At 49.0% G+C, this 21,322-nt stretch carries 20 protein-coding genes; 14 read left to right on the forward strand and 6 right to left on the reverse strand.

Annotation, left to right across the window (positions count from 1 at the left end):
- Positions 1-17: 17 nt before the first annotated feature.
- From GV64_RS00805 to GV64_RS24100, 6 genes are all read left to right on the forward strand, one after another.
- Positions 18-434 (forward strand): VOC family protein, encoded by a 417-nt coding sequence (locus tag GV64_RS00805; RefSeq protein WP_020582108.1) that lies wholly within the window; start codon positions 18-20, stop codon positions 432-434.
- A 135-nt stretch (positions 435-569) separates the two neighbouring features.
- Complete coding sequence (locus GV64_RS00810; protein WP_236632905.1) at positions 570-1,055, forward strand: GNAT family N-acetyltransferase; 486 nt, start codon at positions 570-572, stop codon at positions 1,053-1,055.
- 86 nt (positions 1,056-1,141) lie between these two features.
- Positions 1,142-2,413 (forward strand): exonuclease subunit SbcD, encoded by a 1,272-nt coding sequence (gene sbcD / locus GV64_RS00815; protein ID WP_020582106.1) that lies wholly within the window; start codon positions 1,142-1,144, stop codon positions 2,411-2,413.
- Complete coding sequence (locus GV64_RS00820; RefSeq protein WP_020582105.1) at positions 2,413-6,093, forward strand: AAA family ATPase; 3,681 nt, start codon at positions 2,413-2,415, stop codon at positions 6,091-6,093. The genes sbcD and GV64_RS00820 overlap by 1 nt, the downstream gene beginning before the upstream one ends.
- A gap of 21 nt (positions 6,094-6,114) precedes the next feature.
- Entirely contained in the window at positions 6,115-7,341 is a 1,227-nt protein-coding gene (gene gltS, locus GV64_RS00825; protein ID WP_020582104.1) for a sodium/glutamate symporter, read from the forward strand.
- A 240-nt stretch (positions 7,342-7,581) separates the two neighbouring features.
- On the forward strand, positions 7,582-8,784 hold the full coding sequence (locus GV64_RS24100) for an ankyrin repeat domain-containing protein (RefSeq protein ID WP_081622088.1): 1,203 nt from the start codon (positions 7,582-7,584) through the stop codon (positions 8,782-8,784).
- On the opposite strand, the gene urtE is transcribed toward GV64_RS24100, so the two are convergent.
- The 5 genes from urtE to urtA all read right to left on the reverse strand — a co-directional run bounded on the left by urtE (position 8,744) and on the right by urtA (position 14,332).
- Positions 8,744-9,439, reverse strand: coding sequence for an urea ABC transporter ATP-binding subunit UrtE (gene urtE / locus GV64_RS00835; protein ID WP_026258197.1), 696 nt, complete (start codon positions 9,437-9,439; stop codon positions 8,744-8,746). The genes GV64_RS24100 and urtE overlap by 41 nt on opposite strands.
- Before the next feature lie 24 nt (positions 9,440-9,463).
- Positions 9,464-10,222, reverse strand: a complete 759-nt coding sequence (gene urtD, locus GV64_RS00840; RefSeq protein ID WP_020582100.1) for an urea ABC transporter ATP-binding protein UrtD — start codon at positions 10,220-10,222, stop codon at positions 9,464-9,466.
- Positions 10,215-11,384 (reverse strand): urea ABC transporter permease subunit UrtC, encoded by a 1,170-nt coding sequence (urtC, locus tag GV64_RS00845; RefSeq protein ID WP_020582099.1) that lies wholly within the window; start codon positions 11,382-11,384, stop codon positions 10,215-10,217. The genes urtD and urtC overlap by 8 nt, the downstream gene beginning before the upstream one ends.
- 3 nt (positions 11,385-11,387) lie before the next feature.
- The gene (urtB, locus tag GV64_RS00850) at positions 11,388-13,034 is read right to left on the reverse strand and encodes an urea ABC transporter permease subunit UrtB (protein ID WP_020582098.1); all 1,647 of its coding nucleotides are present in this window, start codon (positions 13,032-13,034) and stop codon (positions 11,388-11,390) included.
- A gap of 68 nt (positions 13,035-13,102) precedes the next feature.
- Positions 13,103-14,332, reverse strand: a complete 1,230-nt coding sequence (gene urtA, locus GV64_RS00855; protein WP_236632987.1) for an urea ABC transporter substrate-binding protein — start codon at positions 14,330-14,332, stop codon at positions 13,103-13,105.
- Positions 14,333-14,763: 431 nt separating this feature from the next.
- Between urtA and GV64_RS00860 the strand changes: the two genes are divergently transcribed.
- The 8 genes from GV64_RS00860 to GV64_RS00895 are packed head-to-tail and all read left to right on the forward strand — an operon-like array spanning position 14,764 to position 20,167.
- Positions 14,764-15,654 carry an urease accessory protein UreD gene (locus GV64_RS00860; RefSeq protein WP_020582096.1) on the forward strand — a complete coding sequence of 297 codons (891 nt, stop codon included), beginning with the start codon at positions 14,764-14,766 and terminating at the stop codon, positions 15,652-15,654.
- A 42-nt stretch (positions 15,655-15,696) separates the two neighbouring features.
- The gene (locus tag GV64_RS00865; RefSeq protein WP_020582095.1) at positions 15,697-15,999 is read left to right on the forward strand and encodes an urease subunit gamma; all 303 of its coding nucleotides are present in this window, start codon (positions 15,697-15,699) and stop codon (positions 15,997-15,999) included.
- A 9-nt stretch (positions 16,000-16,008) separates the two neighbouring features.
- The gene (locus tag GV64_RS00870) at positions 16,009-16,350 is read left to right on the forward strand and encodes an urease subunit beta (RefSeq protein ID WP_020582094.1); all 342 of its coding nucleotides are present in this window, start codon (positions 16,009-16,011) and stop codon (positions 16,348-16,350) included.
- A complete protein-coding gene (ureC, locus tag GV64_RS00875; protein WP_034843876.1) occupies positions 16,347-18,065 on the forward strand; it encodes an urease subunit alpha in 1,719 nt (572 codons plus the stop codon). The genes GV64_RS00870 and ureC overlap by 4 nt, the downstream gene beginning before the upstream one ends.
- A gap of 16 nt (positions 18,066-18,081) precedes the next feature.
- Positions 18,082-18,570, forward strand: coding sequence for an urease accessory protein UreE (gene ureE, locus GV64_RS00880; protein WP_020582092.1), 489 nt, complete (start codon positions 18,082-18,084; stop codon positions 18,568-18,570).
- A complete protein-coding gene (locus tag GV64_RS00885) occupies positions 18,554-19,228 on the forward strand; it encodes an urease accessory protein UreF (protein ID WP_020582091.1) in 675 nt (224 codons plus the stop codon). Before ureE ends, GV64_RS00885 begins: the two co-directional genes overlap by 17 nt.
- A 37-nt stretch (positions 19,229-19,265) precedes the next feature.
- Positions 19,266-19,916, forward strand: coding sequence for an urease accessory protein UreG (ureG, locus tag GV64_RS00890; RefSeq protein ID WP_020582090.1), 651 nt, complete (start codon positions 19,266-19,268; stop codon positions 19,914-19,916).
- A 47-nt stretch (positions 19,917-19,963) separates the two neighbouring features.
- The gene (locus GV64_RS00895; RefSeq protein WP_020582089.1) at positions 19,964-20,167 is read left to right on the forward strand and encodes a HupE/UreJ family protein; all 204 of its coding nucleotides are present in this window, start codon (positions 19,964-19,966) and stop codon (positions 20,165-20,167) included.
- Positions 20,168-20,232: 65 nt separating this feature from the next.
- Here GV64_RS00895 and GV64_RS00900 read toward each other — a convergent pair whose 3' ends face one another.
- Complete coding sequence (locus GV64_RS00900) at positions 20,233-21,243, reverse strand: hypothetical protein (RefSeq protein WP_020582088.1); 1,011 nt, start codon at positions 21,241-21,243, stop codon at positions 20,233-20,235.
- Positions 21,244-21,322: the final 79 nt, after the last annotated feature.

The following is a 21,322-nucleotide window of genomic DNA, read 5'->3' on the forward strand; positions in this document are numbered from 1 at the left end:
CAAAAATGGTAATAGCTATGAATCCCTGCATCAATATGATTACGTTGGGTGTTCATGACTTCAAAGTCTCACTGGATTTCTATCAAAACGGTTTGGGTTTCCCGCGTTATGCATATGAGGGAGAAGAAGAGGTCGCTTTCTTTGAACTGACAGGAACCTGGCTGAGTATTTACCCCATTCAGTTATTGGCTGCTGATGCGGGTATCACAACAACACCTCTCCAGTCTGAATTCAACGGAGTTACTATCTACCATAATGTTAAAACACCTGCGGAGGTTGAAGCTATTTTTCATATGGCCATAAGTGCCGGTGCAAAAAAACTCAGGCAACCCGATCAGGCTGACTGGGGAGGCTACACAGCTTACTTCAATGATCCAGATGGCCATGTATGGGGGGTGATACATAACCCTTTTTTCTGGCCAGGTCCCGTGTAAAACAGTGATGAGCTGCAAAAATGTCCCCTGCAGAAAATACTTCGGACAAAACAACCAGAATCGGGTAAAAAGAAATATTCCAAGATCATACTCACTGCCCCCATGTTTAGAAATATAACAACAGAAAGGCTGATATTGAGGCCATTTACCCTTGAAGATGCCAGCCGAATTCAGGCTCTTGCGGGAGACAGGCGCGTATCAGAAATGACAGCCAATATCCCTTACCCTTATCTGGATGGGATGGCTGAATCATGGATACGAGAACACCGTCGGCAAACGAAAGAAGGACATGCTCTGGTCTACGCGATAACCATGCTGAGTTCGGGTGAACTGGCTGGCGCTATTAGCCTGACAGAAATAACCGGTCATGATGCCAACCTGGGATACTGGCTTGGAGTACCTTACTGGGGAAAAGGTTACTGCACTGAAGCAGCAAGGCCATTCCTCAGATTTTGCTTCAGTGAACTCAAGCTTCCGATGGTCTATGCCCGTCACCTTGTTGAGAATCAGGCATCCGCCAGAGTTATTCAGAAGTGTGGCTTCCAATTCATAAGAGAGGTACACCCATCAGGGCAGGGTAAATCACAAATTCTGAAGCATTATGAGCTGCACAACCCATAACCGGACTCAGATCATTGGTCACAGTCTACTTCTGGTGTAGTTTCCCTTTCTCATTTTTTCACAAGCTTCCTGACGCTTAGGTCATCATGCGTATTCTTCACACATCTGACTGGCACCTTGGCCAGCACTTTATGGGCAAAAGCCGGGAGTCAGAACATCAGGCCTTTCTGGACTGGCTGATCGAGCTGGTGAAAGAGCAGCATATTGATGCCCTGATTATTGCCGGTGATATCTTTGATACCGGTACACCACCGAGCTATGCACGAAGACTGTATAGCCGATTTATTGTCAGCCTGCAGAATACGCCCTGCCAGCAGCTCGTGGTGATTGGCGGTAACCATGACTCAGTGGCCACACTGAATGAATCAAAAGAGCTGCTGGCCTGCCTGAATACCTTTGTGGTTGGTGGCGTCAGTAAAGAATCGCAAGACCAGGTTCTGGTTTTGAAAAACAGTCAGGGCGATCCTGGTGCCGTCATCTGTGCTATTCCTTTCGTCCGCCCCCGGGATGTATTGGAAAGTCAGGCTGGAGAGTCGGGTGAAGACAAACAACAGGCTCTTCAACAGGCAATTGCTGCTCACTATCAGGCAATATACACAGAAGCTGAAAAACTGGCAGGAGAGCAGCTTCCCATTGTTGCGACGGGGCATTTAACGACAGTAGGCGGACAGCTGACCGAATCTGTTCGTGAGATTTATATCGGGACCCTGTCGGCATTTCCGGTATCTGCTTTTCCCAAAGCTCACTACATTGCACTCGGCCACCTGCATCGACCTCAAATCGTGGCAAAGCAGGAGCATATCCGCTATTCAGGCTCACCTATCCCGCTGAGCTTTGATGAAGCCGGCACCGAAAAACAAGTCATTATTGTTGACTTCAAGGAAAATGAGCTGAATAAAATTGAGTCCGTTATGGTGCCTGTCTTCAGACCCCTGATCAGCCTCAAGGGCTCGCTGGACAGTATTGATCAACAGCTGGCCACAGTGGCAGGTGAGAAACATCAGTCTGAGCTCAACCCATGGCTGGAGATTGAAATCACCACCGAAGCTTACCTTCATGACCTGCAAAGCCGGGTCGAACAGCTGATTCTTGCCAGAGAGGAGCTGTCTTCATTCGAACTGCTGAGAGTAAGAAGAAAACGGGAAAAAACAGCAGCATCATTAACGGTTGCTGACCAGGAGAGTCTGGCTGAGTTGAATGTTGAAGACGTATTCCAGCAACGGCTTCAGCAGGAAGAGCTTACGGACGAACAATTACAGCAGCTGACCAGCGCCTTTCAGGAAGTACTCGAAAACGTGTTTGAAACCGATAAAGAACCTCCCCTTCTGGCGCAGCATGATCAGGAGGACAATGCCTGATGAAAATCCTCAGTCTGCGCCTGAAAAATATTAATTCCCTCAGGGGCGAGTGGAAAATAGACTTCCAGAAGGAACCGTTTACCAACAGTGGTCTGTTTGCCATTACCGGCCCTACCGGTGCCGGAAAAACCACGCTGCTGGATGCCATCTGCCTTGCCCTTTACCATCAGACCCCCCGCCTGACCACGATTTCAGCATCCGATAACGAACTGATGACAAGGCACACGTCAGAGTCTCTCTCAGAAGTTGAGTTTGAAGTGAAAGGCAAAGCCTATCGTGCCTTCTGGTCGCAACGCAGAGCCAGGGGAAAGGCGGATGGCAAGTTACAGGCTCCACAGGTCGAGCTGGCCGACAGTGATGGTACGATTATTACCACCCGTATTAACGATAAATTGAAAAAAGTCAGTGAGCTAACTGGGCTGGACTTCGGGCGTTTCACCAAATCCATGATGCTCGCCCAGGGTGGTTTTGCTGCTTTTCTGGAAGCCAGCGCCAATGACCGGGCAGAACTGCTGGAAGAGCTGACAGGTACTGAGATCTATGGAGAGATCTCACGACGGGTCTTTGAACGCATGCGTACCGAAGAGCAGAACCTCAGCCTGTTAAAAGCCAGAGCAGGTGGCATTGCCCTACTAAACGACGATCGACTTTCAGAGCTAAGAGAAGAACAGAATCAGCTGACCGAACAGCAACAGGAAACCAGCAACGAACGACTTTCCTTTACTCACCAGAAGCGCTGGCTGGAAGAACTGACCAGCAGAGAACAGGAAGAGGTTAAAGCCCGAGAGTCATTGAATCTTGCCATTCAACAGGGCGCAGAACACAGCGAGCAATTAAACCGCCTGGAACAGTCCCTCCCCGCTATGGAGCTTCTACCGGACTGGGAACGGTTGAACGAATGTCAGCAAAAGCATCAACAGTTACAAAAGACACTGGCTGATCATCAACAGAAACAACTGACCACAGCTGAAAAGGCGGAAACAGCCCAAAAGCAGCATCAGATTCAATTAAGTGCCTGGGAAAACCATCAACAGGAACAGGAGCAGACTGAATCCCTGCTGGTAGAGCAGGTCATCCCCCTGGATTCCGACATACAGAGGCTTACTAACGAACAACAGACCATCAAAGGCAAACTGCTGGCGGCAGAGCATGAGCAGGAAGTACTGAAAAAAAGCATTGCTGATGACCAGCAGTCCCGGCAGCAACTGACTGACCAGCTTCAGGTGGCTAACAATTACCTGAAACAAAATACACACCAGCAAAAGCTGGGAGAACAGCTGCCGGTATTACAAACCCTGTTTGAGCAGCGGGAGTCAACCAGCCAGACTGAACAACAGTATATTCAAGCCATTCAAACGTTAGAGCGGGAGAGCCAAAACCTAAACGCTCAACATCAGAAACTGGAAGACCACATTCAGTCGCTGACCAGTACTATCGAGCAACGCGCCAGCCAGAATAAAACGCTGCTTGAGAACAAAGCAGCCATATTAAATGGCCAGGAAGAAGACCAGCTTCAGGCGGCTCATCAGCAATGGAATGAACAGAACCCACTATGGCTGCATCTGAGTAACCTTAACCAGCAATATATAAACTGCAGCAGTGATTTACAGAAAGAGCAAAACCTCCAAATCAACCTGCAGCAATCAGTAGCGCAGTACACTAATAAAATTAAAGGGCTGAGAGCCGAGTACAGAAATGCCAAACAGCACTGCCATGATCTGGAACAGCTGCTGATTCAGGAACGGCAGATTACCAGCCTTAAGGACTATCGCAATAGACTTCAGGCGGGAGAAGCCTGCCCTCTTTGCGGTGCTAAAGAACATCCAGCGATTGAGCATTATCAGCAGCTGAATATTTCAGACACCGAACAACGGTTGAAAACCAAACAGCAAACGCTGGAACAGCTACAGACTGAGGGAGAGAGTCTGAGTAGAGAGGCTGCGCGTATACAGGCACAGCTGGAATCTTCAGAACAAACCATTAGCAGGCTGCAGAATCAGATTTCTCAGGTCACATCAGACTGGTCCGCTACCAGCAATACACTGTCTCTTACATTCTCGATAAACAACACGGAAGAATATCAGAGCCACTTTAAACGGTTTACAGAAAGTGGGGAGACCCGAAAAAAACAGCTGGAAGAATTCAGTCAGCTCAATCGTAGTATTCAACTTGAGCAGCAGCAGCTGGATCAACTCAATAAAGACATTACCCAGCACAACCATCGACGGGATGTTAATCAGTACCAGAAAAGCCAGATTGACCAGCAGCTGTCCGATAAACGCCAACAGCTCGAGCAGAGCAAACACGCCAGTCAGGCTTTGGAAGAAAAGATCAGGCTCAGAATTCAACATGAGCTGCATCTGCAGATCCCGATCCTTTCAGAGCAGTCAACATGGCTTAGTCAGCAGGACAAAAACTGGCAGCAATGGCAAAAAATCACTGCTGAGCAAAAAGTACTGGATGAAAAAATCCAGGCCATTAGCCTGCAGCTCAGCCATAAGCATCAAAATCAGCAAAAGGCTGATGAAGTCATCCAGGAATTTCAGAAAACACTGAATAACGCCAACGCTCAGCTACAACAACAGCAACAGAAACGGCACGAGCTGTTTGGCCAGAAAATAGTGAATGAGGAGCGACAGCGACTCAAGTCACTGGTTGTTGAAGCCAAGACACACTACCAGCAAAGCCAGAGCCAGTTGAAAACGATTAATGAACAACTGGGCGAGCTGACCGGAATCATTCGTCAGCAGACCATTGAACAGGAATCATTGAGCGAAGGACTGAAAGTCGCAGAGAAAACGTGGCAAATATCATTAAATGAAAGCCCATTCCAGGACAGTGAACATTTCCAGAAAGCGTTGCTGGATAAAGAAGAGCGAAAGACGCTAACAGAACTTAAGCAATATCTTGAACAGCAGTTGCATGAGGCAAAAGGCAAGGTTGCCTCGGCTGAAGCCAACCTGAAAGCACATATTGAACAGCCAGCGACTAAACTGTCATTGGATGAATTAACTGAAAAACTGACCGAGTTGGATAATCATATTCGTTTAATCAATCAACGACAGGGCGAAATTACTCAGGCACTGAAAGACGACGAAGAAAAACGTCTTGGCCAGGCAAGCCTCTTCAAGGATATTGCAGCACAAGAGCATCAATACCAAGTTTGGGCTCAACTCAGTGGCCTGATTGGCTCCAGTAAAGGTGACAAGTTCCGTAAATTTGCCCAGGGCCTGACGCTGGATCATCTGATTCTTCTGGCCAACCGACAGCTGGAGCAGCTGCATGCCCGCTATCTGCTCAATAGAAAGAGCAGCGATGAACTCAGCCTTGAAGTTCTGGATACCTGGCAGGGTGACACAGCACGGGATATCAAAACCCTGTCTGGCGGTGAAAGCTTTCTGGTCAGCCTGGCACTAGCACTAGGGCTTTCGGACCTGGTCAGCCACAAAACCCGTATCGACTCGCTGTTTCTGGACGAAGGGTTTGGTACACTGGATCAGGAAACACTGGAAACCGCACTCAGCGCCCTGGATAGCCTGAATGCCAGTGGGAAGATGGTTGGTATCATCTCCCATATCGAGTCCCTGAAAGAACGGATTCCCACCCGGATAGAAGTGATAAAAGAAACCGGACTGGGTTATAGCAAATTGGATAGACGCTTTGCCTGTATCTGCGACTGATCACTTTTATTTTGAGGGTTTATGAATCAACTATTGACTGTTGGCGCTCTTGAGTCGTTTCTCATTGCCATATTTGTGCTGTTCCTGGGGCATTTTATCAATGCCCGAATCCCTGTATTGAAGAAGTTCAATATCCCTGAGCCCATTGTTGGTGGACTGATCGTTGCAGCGGGTATTGCATGGCTTCATTTCAACGGTACCGAAGTTGAGTTCCATCTGCCCTTGCAGGACACCTTCATGCTGATGTTCTTTGCAACGGTCGGGCTGGCCGCCAGTTATACCCAGCTCATTAAGGGAGGGGCTAAAGTACTGGTTTTCCTCGGTGTAGCATCGGCCTACATCGTGTTGCAAAACGGCATAGGCATGTCATTGGCCACCATGCTGGGGCTTGATCCTCTTATGGGATTGATTGCCGGATCCATTACGCTTTCCGGTGGACATGGAACCGGTGCAGCCTGGTCTCAGACATTCCAGGAAGTCTACGGCATGAACAATGTGCTGGAAATTGCCATGGCATCAGCAACATTTGGCCTGATCATGGGGGGTATTATAGGTAGCCCGGTAGCCCAGAGACTGGTGGATAAAAATGGTCTGAAATCACAGTACGGCAACAACAACAGAACCCACGATCAGTTTCCGGAACTGGTGACATACAATGAAAATGAGGAAGACAAGGTCACCTCAAAGAAGATGATTGAGTCACTGTTCATGATTCTGATCTGTGTGACTGGCGCCAAGTATCTGGAAATCTGGGTCAATGGCTTCGAGATCAAATGGCTGATGATTCCCGATTTTGTCTATGCATTGTTTATTGGTGTCATCATCACCAATACCCTTGAAGTCACCAAGTTGAAAAAGCTGGATATTGAAACCATTGATGTCCTGGGTACCGTTTCACTGGCTCTATTTCTTGCCATGGCCCTGATGAGCTTGAAGCTCTGGAACATTCTTGATCTGGCGATCCCCTTCCTGATCATTCTGATGGTGCAGTCCGCCATGCTGGCAATATTCGCTTACGTTGTCACCTTCAGGGTGATGGGCAAAGACTACGATGCTGCCGTTATATCCAGTGGCCATTGTGGCTTTGGTCTTGGCGCAACCCCGACAGCTGTAATGAACATGGGTTCCGTGGTTAATCGCTTTGGCCCTTCACCTCAGGGCTTCATGGTGGTGCCTATTGTTGGGGCTTTCTTTATTGATATTGTGAACCTGATTATTCTGCAGGCAACGCTATCTATTTTTGGATAATTAGCAACCTTTATACTGTTATTTATCCAGTTAGAGCGGCTTCTTCTAAGAAGCCGCTCTAGAGAAGCACACCCTGTAAAAATTTGAGTTACTCTTGGCTTGGATAAAATTAAAGTACAGATTATAAGTTCAATTATTTTAATACCAAAATCTGCTAATATTTTTATTTAATTTGAACTTGCCAGAAGGCTTCAAGTCGAAGCTAGGATTTACAAATAAAATCTGAATGAGCTAACTTAAATGCCAGCAGTTTCATCTCCCTCAACACAAGCATTTAGCCTTTTGCCTCGCCTCATTAGAACATTAGAGCAAGACCTGCCAGGAACGTTACAACACCGAGCTAATCAACCCACTTGGAATGGACATACGATCAGGTTGGTTCTTAAACATTTCATGGCACAGTACATTCCTCAAAACTTAAGAATAAATCACGATGATCCAACCATGGCACGACAACTTTTATTGTGTGGTTTCTCGACAGATTTATACTCGCAATTTGCAGAAGTAGATACAACCAGAGGTCATCAAGTATCTTTCAGGAATCGCTCTGCAACTGATATTCGCGACACCCCTCGATTGATTTCAATAAATATTAATGACAGAAATGGAATCAATGCACAGGACTGTATGAAAAATACTCCTCTGACTATTTCAACCTATTTTATGAATACTCCTTTAACAAGAGAGTTATTAGAATTAAATGCAAACCCAAACATTCCGAACAGTTTGAATTTATCCCCCCTAAACATAGCAGTGATGAGAAAACTCTGTAGCTCGGACATTCAAAATCTGTACCAGTATGGAGCAAATCAAGATCATCAAGATTTAGCAGGAAATTCTCCTCTTATGTATGCATGCGTATCAGGAAATATGGGATTAGCCGAAGTGCTGCTCACTCAAACTGGAGCAGATGTAAATCAAAGAAACCACATCTATGAAACTCCATTAGTTGTTGCCTGTTCATATGGTTCTAATGATTTTGTTGAATTGTTAGTTCATGCTGGAGCAGTCCTTGATTTTCGCTCTACATGCCAAAGAACCGCTCTTTTTTTTGCCATAATGTATGGATACCCTGAGTGCGTTAATACTCTTCTGAAGTTTGGAGCAGATATGGATCTACAAGACTCAATGGGCAAAACCCCAATAGATTACGCAATAGAAAAACAAAAAAAAGCGGAAACCAAAGAAGATAAGTTCAAGTACGGTGAAATACTCAAACTCCTAGCTAACCCTCCGAAAAGGGTTACTCTCTCCAGGTTTTCAAAATCTAACCAATTGAAAAATACTTGCCGCAACAGGATCCGACAACTCCTGAACAGCAGCTCTCGGGATCATTTATTTACAAAAAAAGTTAAATTACTGCCTCTACCCAACGAGCAAAAAGAATATTTACAAGGTAACTCTACACAGTCATTAAACGACGCACTGCGGCTTCATCCATAGCGTTGCCAGTGCCTTCCAGAGCAACCTCCCCCCTATCCAGCACCACAAAGGTATCCGCCAGATCACGGGCAAACTCAAAGAACTGCTCAACCAGCAGAATAGCCATCTCACCCCGGTCACGGAGCAGACCAATCACCGACTGAATATCTTTAATAATGGAAGGTTGGATACCTTCCGTTGGCTCATCCAGTATCAACAGTTCCGGCTGGGTTACCAGTGCACGGGCAATGGCCAGCTGCTGTTGCTGGCCACCGGACAGGTCGCCTCCCCGGCGATGGCGCATCTGTTGAAGCACGGGAAAGAGATCAAAAATTTCTGGATCAATCCGTCGCTTTGAGCGGGGCAGACAGGCAAAACCGGTTTCCAGATTCTCCTGCACCGTGAGTAATGGAAAAATCTGCCGCCCCTGGGGAACATAGGCAATACCATTCCGCGCTCTTGAGTGAGAAGGGCTGCTGGCAATATCAATCCCCTGCCACAGGATCTTGCCAGAGGCTGGTGTTACCCGACCTGCGACAGCATTCATAAGGGTAGTTTTTCCAACGCCATTACGCCCCATTACGCTGGTGACCTTGCCCTTGCGAGCTTCAATGGTGACCGACTTCAGAGCCTGACTGGCACCGTAAAAAACATCAATGCCCTGTACTTCCAACATCCCTTCCATGACAACTATCTCCCCTTATCTACCAAGATAAACGTCAATGACTTTTTGATTCTGCTGAACATGGTCCAATGAACCCGATGCCAGCACACTGCCTTCATGAAGCACCATCACTGGACACTCAAGCGCCCGGATAAACGCCATGTCATGTTCGACCACAACCACACTGCGCTCTCTGGCAAGGTCTCTTAACAGGTCAGCGGTTCTGAAGGTTTCTTCATCCGTCATACCTGCCGCCGGTTCATCCACCAGCAATAACTCCGGCTCCTGCAACAGCAGCATGCCAATTTCCAGCCACTGTTTCTGTCCATGGGACAATGATGCCCCTAACCACGCTTTACGGTCTGACAGTCGTATCAGCTCCATCACTTCATCGATTCTTCTGGCACCTTTTGAACTGAGAGCACCAAACATGGAAGCAAAAGGCGTTCGACGTCCAGCCAGGGCCAGTTCCAGGTTTTCCCAGACCGTCAGGCTTTCAATCACGGATGGCTTCTGAAACTTCCGGCCAATCCCCATATTGGCGACTTCGGTTTCGTCATACCGGGTAAGATCCACTTCGCCATGGAAAAACACCTCACCAGAGTCAGGCCGGGTTTTGCCGGTTACCACATCCATCATGGTGCTCTTACCGGCACCGTTCGGGCCGATAATCGCACTCAGCTCTTTTTCGCGAACCATAAATGAGAGCTCGTTCAATGCCCGGAAACCATCGAAACTGACCGTGACATTGTTGAGATAGAGTAAGGTGTCATTGGGTATATGCTTATCAACCATGGTCCACTAACTCCGTTTTCTCTATCCGGTTGTTCTGCTGATTCCTGCGTTCAGTAATAAAGCCCACTATCTGCTGATACAGCCCTACCAGACCCTTAGGCAACCAGAGCGTGGTAATAACGAACAGGGCACCCAGGGCAAACAACCAGGCATCTGGCATGACCCCGGTAAACCAGGTTTTCGCATAGTTAACGACGACGGCACCAATCACAGCTCCATAGAGCGTTCCACGACCACCGACAGCTACCCAGATCACCAGCTCAATGGAATTAATGGGAGAAAACTCACCCGGATTAATAATGCCAACCTGAGGAACATAAAGGGCACCGGCAATACCGGCCAGAACCGCTGACAGAGTAAAGGCCACCAGTTTGTAGTGTTCAACCCGATAGCCCATAAAGCGCACTCGGCTCTCAGCATCCCGAACGGCCACCAGCACCCGGCCATAACGGCTGCTCACCAGCCAGCGACACACTAGATACCCCAGTGTCAGCGCCAACGCAGAACTGATCAGAAGAACAACACGGGTGCTGTCACTTTGTAGGCTGAAACCCAGCAGATCCTTAAAGTCAGTCAGGCCATTATTACCGCCAAAGCCAAAGTCATTCTGAAAGAACAACAGCATCAGGGCATAGGTCAGAGCCTGGGTTATGATGGAAAGATAAACACCTGTCACCCTTGAACGGAAAGCCAGCCAGCCAAAAAGGAAAGCCAGTAACCCTGGCACCAGTGCCACCATCACCATGGCAAAAGCAAAAGAGTCAAACCCATACCAGTACCAGGGCAGCTCCTGCCAGTTCAGAAACACCATAAAGTCAGGCAGCTCCGGGTTACCATAAACACCACGGTCACCAATCTGACGCATCAGGTACATGCCCATGGCATAGCCGCCCAGGGCAAAAAACGCCCCGTGCCCCAGGCTGAGAATCCCGCAGTATCCCCAAACCAGATCCAGCGCCAGGGCCAGCAACCCATAGCAGAGATACTTGCCCAGCAGAGTCACGGTATAGTTACTGACATGCAGAGGAGAGCCTTCCGGCATCAACGTATTCAGCAACACAACCACAGCCGTAATTGCCATAACTGACGACAGAAGAAGTTTACCGGCACGATCTTCCAGTAACAGTCGGGTCAGAAAGCCCGGTTGGAATCCTTTCGTCATATCTTACCCCTCAACTGCCCGGCCCTTGAGAGCAAACAGCCCCCGGGGTCGCTTCTGGATGAACAGAATGATGAATACCAATACCAGAATCTTGGCAACCACGGCACCAGCCCAGGGCTCCAGAAATTTATTCACCACACCCAGCCCCATGGCGGCTACCAATGTGCCCCACAGATTTCCTACCCCGCCAAACACGACCACCATAAAGGAGTCGATAATGTAGTTCTGGCCAAGGTTTGGCCCTACGTTGGTCAGCTGTGACAGAGCCACTCCTGCAACACCGGCAATACCAGAACCCAGGCCAAAGGTAAGGGCATCCACCCGGCCGGTAGGAATGCCCATGGAGCTGGCCATGGCACGGTTCTGGGTTACTGCCCGAATATTCAAACCAAAGCGGGTGTAACGCATCACAAACAGCAGAACCATAAAGACCAGCAGACTGAAGCCAACAATGTATAACCGGTTCCAGGTGAGCGACAGAGCCTCATTAATTACCCACGAACCACTCATCCAGGCTGGCGTTGCCACCTCCTGGTTCAATGGTGAGAAAATGGTTCTTACGGCCTGTTGAAGAATCAGGCTGATGCCAAACGTCGCCAGCAGAGTTTCCAGGGGGCGACCATAGAGATGGCGGATAACCAGCCTCTCAATAAGCACCCCAGCCGCACCAGCAACCAAAAAGGCAAGAGGAATGGCGATAAACAGGGACTGATCAATTAACTCCGGAAAAACCGACTGAATGACGAACGTCGTATAGGCACCGAGCATCATCATTTCACCATGGGCCATATTGATCACGCCCATCACCCCGAAAGTAATCGCAAGCCCAATAGATGACAGTAACAATACGGACCCAAGACTCAGACCAAAGAAGACATTTTCTGCCACGGTATAGTACTGCTGCCGCTGGTCAATTTCGGCAAGTGCTGTAGTGATGGCTTGCGCCAGGGCTGGATTTTCAGTACCTGCTAAAGTGTTGGCCAACACTGAACGAATAAAGGGGTTATCAGAGCTGGTAAGTACCTCAAGCGCTTCTATCTGTTCACTGATGGAACCCTGCTGAAAAAGATCCAGAGCCAGGGCCATATCCAGTGCATAGATAACCGCCTGATCCTCTTCGCTGGCTCTCATATTTCGAAGCGTACCCAGCGTTTTGCTATCCAGGGTTTTCAGAGAAGCATATATCGCGCTTATTCGAGTTTCCGGATCACTGGCTTTCAAGTCCCAGGATGCCAGCGCCGTTTTAATGGCTGAGCGGAGTTGATTATTAATTCTTACTTTTTTCAGCGCTCTTTTCTTAACCGTTCCAAGCTCAAGAGATTCGCCTTTCGATTCCCCTTCGGTAAAGAAAGGATTAAAAATCCGATACTGTTTATCGGGCGTTTTTTCTGCAAATACCAGCCGTTTCTGCTTCTTCTCGACAAACAGTTTGCCATTCAGCCAATGTTCCAGAATCTGCTGGCTGGACTCACTGCCTTCTTCAGTCAGAGCCGTGACAACACGTTCCAGCTGTGTCCAGGAGCTTTTGGTTAATAATGGCTTAAGATCTTCGGAAGACACCGCCAAAACAGGGCGTGATAAAACCAGCAACAAGAACAGGAAGAAGCTGGCTGACAGACCATGAAGAGCCTGCCGGACGTTCTGATTCATAATACATCCTTATATGCCCATACCCCCCTTGCGGGATATGGGCATGATTGTTATGCCATCTTTATAAATCAGTAGTTCTGGCCGGAGCAGACACCGGTTGCCAGGTTATAGTTTCCGCATTGAACCGGTGCAGACCAATCAGCAACAATCTTGGAGCTTTCAGGCAGGAAGTCGGTCCATGCATCACCAATAACGCCACCTTTGGTCTCCCAGACAATCTCAAACTGACCATCATCCTGAATCTCACCAATCAATACTGGCTTGGTCAGGTGATGGTTGGTGTTCATCACCGCGGTTCCGCCCGTGAGGTTAGGAACAGTAATGCCATACATGGCTGAGCGCACTGCATCAATATCGGTGGTACCGGCCTTCTCAACCGCCTCAACCCACATGTTAAAGCCGATGTAAGTCGCTTCCATCGGGTCATTAGAAACACGCTCTTCATCCTTAATAAAGGACTGCCATGTTTCAATAAATTCGTCATTGGTTTCACTTTCGGCACTCATGAAGTAGTTCCATGCCGCCAGGTGGCCTACCAATGGCGCTGTATCAATGCCGGAAAGCTCTTCTTCACCAACCGAGAAGGCGATCACAGGAATATCTTCAGCAGAAACCCCCTGGTTACCCAGCTCCTTGTAGAAAGGAACATTGGCATCGCCATTGATGGTCGAGATCACTGCGGTCTTTTTACCGGCATTACCAAACTTCTTGATATCAGAAACAATGGTCTGCCAATCTGAATGACCGAACGGCGTGTAATTGATCAGGATGTCAGCCTCTTTGACGCCTTTGCTTTTCAGGTAGGACTCAAGAATTTTGTTGGTTGTTCTTGGGTATACATAGTCGGTACCGGCCAGCACAAAGCGTTTTACCGCACCACCCTCTTCACTCATCAGATAATCTACCGCCGGAATAGCCTGCTGGTTGGGTGCAGCGCCGGTGTAGAAAACATTTTTGGAGGACTCTTCCCCTTCGTACTGAACCGGGTAGAACATCAGACCATTCAATTCTTCCACAACCGGCAGTACTGATTTACGGGATACCGAAGTCCAGCCACCAAAAATAACATCAACGTCTTCCTTAACCAGAAGCTCTCTGGCTTTCTCCGCAAACAGTGGCCAGTCCGATGCAGGGTCAACGACAACGGCCTCCAGTTCCTTACCCAGCACACCACCATTTTTATTCTGTTCTTCCACCATCATCAGAACGGTATCTTTCAGTGTGGTCTCACTGATGGCCATGGTGCCGGACAAAGAGTGAAGTACACCAACCTTAATCGTGTCTGCAGCCTGAGACATCACTGACAATGACAGTGCTGCGGTAGCCACCGAGGCACTTAAAAAGCTTCTGGATAGTTTGCATAACCGGTTTTTCATAGCTTCCCCGCTATTGATTGTTCGCTGTTCGTTTCCTGAACAGGGGATAGCAAGAGGTGTGCCATGGTCAGCAAGAGTAACGGCAAAACGGGAGAACAGAGCCTTTCTTAAAATTTTCCGATTTGTTTGGCCTTTATAGGAAATAACAGAGGGCATGCCATATTTCGGAGCACAGGAAAAACACAGCAACTTATGTTGCACCAAATCAAGGCATTCATAATGACCATATGGTCAGGTATTATGTCGGCGACAAATGACGTATTCAGCGAAATACGGTGCAAAACGCCGTCTGGCACAGGTTTTGCCATTGATCACCAATAAATAAAAGATCCCGAAAAGCACAAGGCTGTAATATGCAATCATCATCTGGTGAAACAGAGAGCGACCAAAGCAGCAGGCTATGCAGCCCAGAGTCATCTTCATCGGGTTGGCGTGCCGGGATAGAAGTAGAACTGAAACACCTGAATGGCCGAACCCTGATGGGACAAACCCGTCATTACGGGCCCCTGCGTATTCAACGCCCTTTCTGGCCGGAAGGAAAAGACCTTACTCACCTTTATATTCTACACCCCCCAGGTGGTCTGGTAGCCGGAGATGAACTGGTACAGCGCTTTTCCATCAGAAAAGGCGCCAGAGGACTGGTCACAACGCCTGCTGCAGGGAAAGTCTACTTCAACGGCAATGGTCAACTGCAAAAACAGACAACACACATCACCATCAGCGACTCAGCTTCCATGGAGTGGCTGCCTCAGGAAACCATCCTGTTTGATGGCGCCATTACCGAGCTGGATACCCGTATTGAACTGACCGGCAATGCGCTTTATGCCGGTTGGGATATTATCTGCCTGGGCCGAACCGCCAGTGGAGAAAAATTTACCCGAGGGCAACTGACCCAACATCTCAGTCTGACACGGGACAGCAAGCCACTCTATCTTGAAAGGCTCAGTTTTGATGCTGAATCAGAACTGCCAAACTCTCTTTTAGGGCTCCATAACCACACCGTTTTTGGAACCTTTCTGATCACACTGGAAAACCCACCGGACTTATCCAACCTGCATAACCAACTCGTCGATAAAGGCTGGCATCAGGTTACTGCCATCACCTGGCGGGCCGGTGTGTTTATTGTGCGCTACCTTGGTGACTCATCAGAACAGGCCAGAACCATTTTTACCTGGATCTGGGAAGCTGAGAGAGAACAGTTTAATGGCCGAACGGGGTGTCGGCCACGTATCTGGAATACCTAAAACCACTTCATATTTAACGAATAATAAAGCCAGGATCTCACTATGGAACTTACCCCCCGGGAAAAAGATAAGCTGCTCCTCTATACCGCTGCATTGGTTGCCGAACGTCGTTTAAATAGAGGCGTCAAACTGAATTACCCGGAATCAATTGCCCTTATTTCCATGCACATCATGGAAGGTGCTCGTGATGGTAAGTCGGTCGCTCAGTTAATGAATGAGGGCCGAGAAGTCATCACCCGTGAGCAGGTTATGGATGGCATTCCTGAAATGATCCATGAGGTGCAGGTGGAAGCAACGTTCCCCGATGGCACCAAACTGGTCACTGTTCATAACCCCATAGCCTGAGGATTTATCATGATACCAGGAGAAGTGATTGCCTCTGCCGAACCCATTGAGATTAACGCCGGAAGGGAAACTGTAAGCATCTCTGTAGCCAATACCGGAGACCGTCCTATTCAGGTGGGTTCTCACTACCACTTTTATGAAACGAATCCGGCACTCTCTTTTGACCGGGCCCAGACACTCGGGTTTCGATTGAATATCCCGGCAGGTACGGCTGTACGTTTTGAACCCGGTCAGGACCGACAGATAGAGCTCGTTCGCTATGCAGGCAAACAGGAAATTTACGGATTCCGTGGTGAGGTGATGGGCGTACTGCCACAACGGGAAGAAAAAGCGCCGGGAGAAGAGAAATGACCATCAAAACGACACAGATGGACCGGCAAACCTATGTAGATATGTTCGGCCCCACCGTAGGCGACAAAGTACGTTTGGGGGATACCGAGCTGTTTATCAGCCCTGAAAAGGATTACACCGTCTACGGGGATGAAGTGAAGTTTGGCGGTGGTAAAGTGATTCGTGACGGTATGGGCCAGAGTCAGCGGCCCGGTGCTGATGTTGTTGATACGGTTATCACCAATGCACTGATTCTCGACCACTGGGGCATCGTCAAGGCCGATATCGGGATCAAACAGGGTCGTGTCGAAAAAATTGGCAAGGCCGGTAACCCGGATGTTCAGGAAGGTGTGGATATTATTATCGGCCCGGGAACCGAGGTCATTGCCGGAGAAGGCCAGATCATTACGGCTGGCGGTGTCGATGCCCACATTCACTTTATCTGTCCTCAGCAGATTGAAGAAGCCTTAACCTCGGGCGTCACCACCATGCTGGGTGGAGGCACAGGACCAGCAACAGGCACCAATGCCACCACCTGTACGCCCGGTACCTGGCATATCAGCACCATGCTCAAGGCAGTGGATAGTCTGCCCATGAACATTGGCTTTCTGGGCAAAGGCAACGGCAGTCTGCCAGAGGCTCTGGAAGAACAGGTGCTGGCAGGTGCCATGGGCATGAAACTCCACGAGGACTGGGGAACCACACCAGCCTCTATTGACTGCTGTCTGACCGTCGCTGAGAAATACGACATTCAGGTCGCTATCCATACCGACACACTGAACGAATCCGGGTTTGTGGAAGACACACTGGCCGCCTTTAAAGGCCGAGTTATCCACACGTACCATACGGAAGGTGCCGGCGGTGGCCATGCACCGGATATCATTAAAGCCTGTGGCGAAAGCTACGTACTACCATCGTCGACTAATCCAACACGCCCCTACACCGTCAATACGGTTGATGAGCATCTGGACATGTTGATGGTCTGCCATCATCTGGATCCCAATATTCCTGAAGATGTGGCATTTGCCGATTCCCGTATCCGCCGGGAAACCATTGCTGCTGAAGACATCCTCCATGACCTGGGTGCTTTCAGTATGATCGCATCAGACTCTCAAGCTATGGGGCGTGTCGGTGAAGTCGTCAGCAGAACCTGGCAGACAGCCCACAAAATGAAAGTTCAGCGGGGATTACTGCCAGAAGATACGGATGCCGGTGTGGATAACTTCCGGGCCCGTCGCTATATCGCCAAGTACACGATAAACCCCGCCATTACCCATGGTATTGCACATGAAGTCGGCTCCATTGAACCAGGCAAGCTGGCAGACCTGGTGCTCTGGAAACCAGCATTCTTCGGCGTAAAACCCTCACTTGTGCTGAAAGGAGGCGCCATCGCAACGGCACCTATGGGTGACCCGAATGCCTCCATCCCGACACCTCAGCCTGTGCATTACCGCCCCATGTTCGGATCTATGGGACAGGCCGTAGCAGACACCTCATTGTCGTTTGTTTCTCAGGCAGCACTGGATGCCGGCATTGGTGAAAAACTGGGTCTGAAGAAAACCTTATCTGCCGTCAAGAACACCAGGACAGTTCGCAAGGCAGATATGGTACTCAATACCTGGCAACCCCATATGGAGGTTGACCCGGAAACCTATGAAGTGCGAGCTAATGGAGAACTGCTGGTCTGTGAGCCAGCAGAAGAGGTGCCCCTGGCTCAACGTTATTTCTTATTCTAAACACTGAGGACCGTTTATGTTGAAGTTAATCGAGCGCCTCCCAAATGAGAGCAAAGCGTTTACTGACGAACTTCTGCTCCCTTTTGATGAACGCAAGCGTGGACGACTGAAAGCCGTTACGGTGAATGGGCAGGACGCCGGTATCTTTATTGATCGTGGTGAAGTGATGCGAGATGGCACTCTGCTCCAGGCTGAAACCGGAGAGGTCATCAGGATTACGGCTGCCAATGAAGCAGTCACCACAGCCCGCTGCGGTGATCCCCTGACCTTTGCCCGAGCCTGTTATCACCTGGGCAACCGGCACGTCCCTCTGCAGATAGACGACAACTGGCTGCGTTATCAGATTGATCACGTTCTGGATGAAATGGTGAGACTGCTTGGACTGGAGCTTGATCATGAGCAGGCGCCCTTTGAGCCTGAGAACGGTGCCTATGCCAAAGGCCATTCTCACCACCACAGTCATGACCACGGGCACGGACACGAAAATCATGAGCATCACCACTGAGTCTCTGCTGGGACTGCTGCATCTGGCCAGCCCTGCACTGCCAGTGGGTGCGTTTGCTTACTCCCAGGGACTGGAAACGGCCATTGACAGACAGTGGTGCTATGACCGTGAGACGACGGGTAACTGGATCAGCGAGCTGATGCAGCAGGGCATGGCCCGTTTGGATATACCGGTATTTTTCAGGCTGTACGATGCCTTCTCGGTAGAAGATCAGAAACAGGTCACTCATTGGAACAACACCTTGCTGGCATTCAGGGAAACCCGTGAGCTGTACGACGAAGACTGTCAGGTTGGCCGCGCGTTCTCTGTCTGGGTAAAGTCCATGTTTCCAAATGAAACGCGCACGGACTGGCTACAGACTCCCACACAGGCTGCTATGTTTGCCCTGTCCTCGTTATGCCATGGCATCGATAGGAAAATAGCGGCAACCGGTCTGCTCTGGTCCTGGTGTGAAAACCAGGTAACCGCAGCCACCAAGGCTGTTCCGCTTGGCCAGACGGATGCCCAGCACATTCTGAAGCGTCTGATTAACGAGATAGAACCGGCGCTCACCATAGCCAGATCACTGGAAGATCATGAAATCGGTAACAACCTGATGCACTTTGCCATGGCCAGCTGCTGGCATGAGCATCAGTATTCAAGATTATTCAGATCGTAACCAGACAACTTATTCCGCAGTAAAAAGGACAAAAACAATGACAACATCAAGAACTCCACAAACCCTGCGTGTCGGTGTTGGCGGCCCGGTCGGTTCCGGTAAAACTGCACTGCTGACCAAACTGTGTGCTGCCATGCGCGACCATTACAACCTGGCCGTGGTCACCAACGATATTTATACGAAAGAAGACGCTCAATTCCTGATGCGCAATGAAGCACTGGATGAGGACCGGATTATCGGTGTTGAAACCGGCGGCTGCCCACACACAGCCATTCGTGAAGACGCTTCCATGAATCTGGCCGCAGTTGATGAACTGTGCCAGCGCCACCCTGGCCTTGAGCTGGTTCTGGTGGAGTCTGGTGGAGATAACCTGAGTGCGACTTTCAGCCCAGAGCTGTCTGACCTGACGCTTTATGTCATCGACGTGTCTGCCGGAGACAAAATCCCACGTAAAGGCGGTCCGGGCATTACCCGCTCTGACCTGTTAATCATCAACAAGACTGATCTGGCTCCTCATGTGGGTGCGTCTCTGGAAGTCATGGACCGAGATGCAAAAAAAATGCGGGGAGAACGCCCATTTTTCTTCACCAACCTGAAAGCAGACGAAGGGGTTCGGGAGATCATCGATTTCATTATCGATAAAGGCATGCTGGATGCCAAAATGCCGGAAGAAGTGGCTACCGCATAAGAAATCCAACGGTATAACTCATTAGAAACCAAATAGGGAAAACAACAATGAAAACCAAATTACTGACTCTGGCCAGCATGAGTACCCTGATCTCCAGTCAGGCAATGGCCCATCCGGGCGATCACTCTACCGGTGGAGTGATGGCGGCTATCTGGCATCAGCTGACTGAGCCAGATCACCTGCTGTTTGCAGGTTTAGTGGCTGCGGCTGTTATTGTTGGGGTGAAGGTTTTCCGGAAAAAAAAGGCCTGAGCCATTTAAGCATCGGCCTTTGGAAAGGGTCGATGCTGCCCAATAATTAAATTCTGAAAATTCAATCAACGCTCTGACGCAGGGCCTGTCGAGTCAGGTGGAAGGCCAGATAAAATATCCGGCGGCAATTTTGGTAATTCAGGAGGCGTCCCTTCAGTACGCGCTTTTGCTTCTATATAGACCTCACTTTTCGTAAGCTCAGAGGATAAGTACTTTTTATAAACCCTCGGTTCACTGTTTATCTGCTTCCAGCTGAAAGGAACTACTTTTTTCAGCTCTACAAGGTTGATATCACCTTCACTGCTACTTAATAAGTTTTGCAAATTCTGTCGTGCTTCAACTGTTAACTCTGTGTTTAACTGACTCCACTCTTTCAAGCCATTTTGTAATTGCTCAAAAGTCTGGCTATCTCTTTTCAAGACGGGGAACTGATATTTATCACCTTTGAAATTCCAGTCTATACAGGCTAACTCCTCACTACTGAAACCATCACTCTCTTTTGCTTTGGAATATGGGCTTGCTCCTGCAATCCTATCCAGCTTGATTACCAAGTCTTCCAGTTTTTCCAGATGCTGGGTGTGCTGCACAATCTCAGAGGGTGACATTCGCTGAGGTTGTTTATCAAGGCCAAAAAACTTGTGACTAACCAATATGCCTTCGCTATCACTCCCACTTGGAGAATCTTCCAATTCTGCAAATGGCAACTCTTGAAAAGCTGCTAACCGGCCAGCCTCTTCAATGCTGGTTTGCTCCTGTATATAACCATCTACATGAGAAGGCTCCACAGCGTCTCCTATTTCCACCGGATTCTGGTCCGTTCGATCCAGAAAGCGCTGTGTAACAATTGGCTCTGTGGTAATGGAACGATCGCCAACACTCTGACCAGTTTTCGCTCTATCTCCGATATCCATTGTGGGCATGTATTTTTCAACCTGAGAGACAACGGCTACATCATAACCATTAAACAGAGCCTTCAATCCTTCCCATGCTGAGGCCAGGCGGCCAACTCCATTGCTCCGCGAGACCGTATACGCTTCCGACATTGCCTTGAATCCGGCAGAGATATGATTGTCCATAGAGAATCCATGATTCTGGTTGCATCATCATGGATTCATCGACTTACATATGAAAGAGTTAAGCTGTAACAAGGGTGTT

The organism is Endozoicomonas elysicola, from assembly GCF_000710775.1.
Taxonomy (GTDB): Bacteria; Pseudomonadota; Gammaproteobacteria; order Pseudomonadales; family Endozoicomonadaceae; genus Endozoicomonas; species Endozoicomonas elysicola.

Bases quoted from the DNA above. Each gene is read 5' to 3' on its own strand.
- GV64_RS00805 (WP_020582108.1), top strand. From the start codon at position 18: ATGAATCCCTGCATCAATATGATTACGTTGGGTGTTCATGACTTCAAA.
- sbcD (WP_020582106.1), top strand. From the start codon at position 1,142: ATGCGTATTCTTCACACATCTGACTGGCACCTTGGCCAGCACTTTATG.
- GV64_RS00820 (WP_020582105.1), top strand. From the start codon at position 2,413: ATGAAAATCCTCAGTCTGCGCCTGAAAAATATTAATTCCCTCAGGGGC.
- gltS (WP_020582104.1), top strand. From the start codon at position 6,115: ATGAATCAACTATTGACTGTTGGCGCTCTTGAGTCGTTTCTCATTGCC.
- GV64_RS24100 (WP_081622088.1), top strand. From the start codon at position 7,582: ATGCCAGCAGTTTCATCTCCCTCAACACAAGCATTTAGCCTTTTGCCT.
- urtE (WP_026258197.1), bottom strand. From the start codon at position 9,439: ATGTTGGAAGTACAGGGCATTGATGTTTTTTACGGTGCCAGTCAGGCT.
- urtD (WP_020582100.1), bottom strand. From the start codon at position 10,222: ATGGTTGATAAGCATATACCCAATGACACCTTACTCTATCTCAACAAT.
- urtC (WP_020582099.1), bottom strand. From the start codon at position 11,384: ATGACGAAAGGATTCCAACCGGGCTTTCTGACCCGACTGTTACTGGAA.
- urtB (WP_020582098.1), bottom strand. From the start codon at position 13,034: ATGAATCAGAACGTCCGGCAGGCTCTTCATGGTCTGTCAGCCAGCTTC.
- urtA (WP_236632987.1), bottom strand. From the start codon at position 14,332: ATGTCTCAGGCTGCAGACACGATTAAGGTTGGTGTACTTCACTCTTTG.
- GV64_RS00860 (WP_020582096.1), top strand. From the start codon at position 14,764: ATGCAATCATCATCTGGTGAAACAGAGAGCGACCAAAGCAGCAGGCTA.
- GV64_RS00865 (WP_020582095.1), top strand. From the start codon at position 15,697: ATGGAACTTACCCCCCGGGAAAAAGATAAGCTGCTCCTCTATACCGCT.
- GV64_RS00870 (WP_020582094.1), top strand. From the start codon at position 16,009: ATGATACCAGGAGAAGTGATTGCCTCTGCCGAACCCATTGAGATTAAC.
- ureC (WP_034843876.1), top strand. From the start codon at position 16,347: ATGACCATCAAAACGACACAGATGGACCGGCAAACCTATGTAGATATG.
- ureE (WP_020582092.1), top strand. From the start codon at position 18,082: ATGTTGAAGTTAATCGAGCGCCTCCCAAATGAGAGCAAAGCGTTTACT.
- GV64_RS00885 (WP_020582091.1), top strand. From the start codon at position 18,554: ATGAGCATCACCACTGAGTCTCTGCTGGGACTGCTGCATCTGGCCAGC.
- ureG (WP_020582090.1), top strand. From the start codon at position 19,266: ATGACAACATCAAGAACTCCACAAACCCTGCGTGTCGGTGTTGGCGGC.
- GV64_RS00895 (WP_020582089.1), top strand. From the start codon at position 19,964: ATGAAAACCAAATTACTGACTCTGGCCAGCATGAGTACCCTGATCTCC.
- GV64_RS00900 (WP_020582088.1), bottom strand. From the start codon at position 21,243: ATGGACAATCATATCTCTGCCGGATTCAAGGCAATGTCGGAAGCGTAT.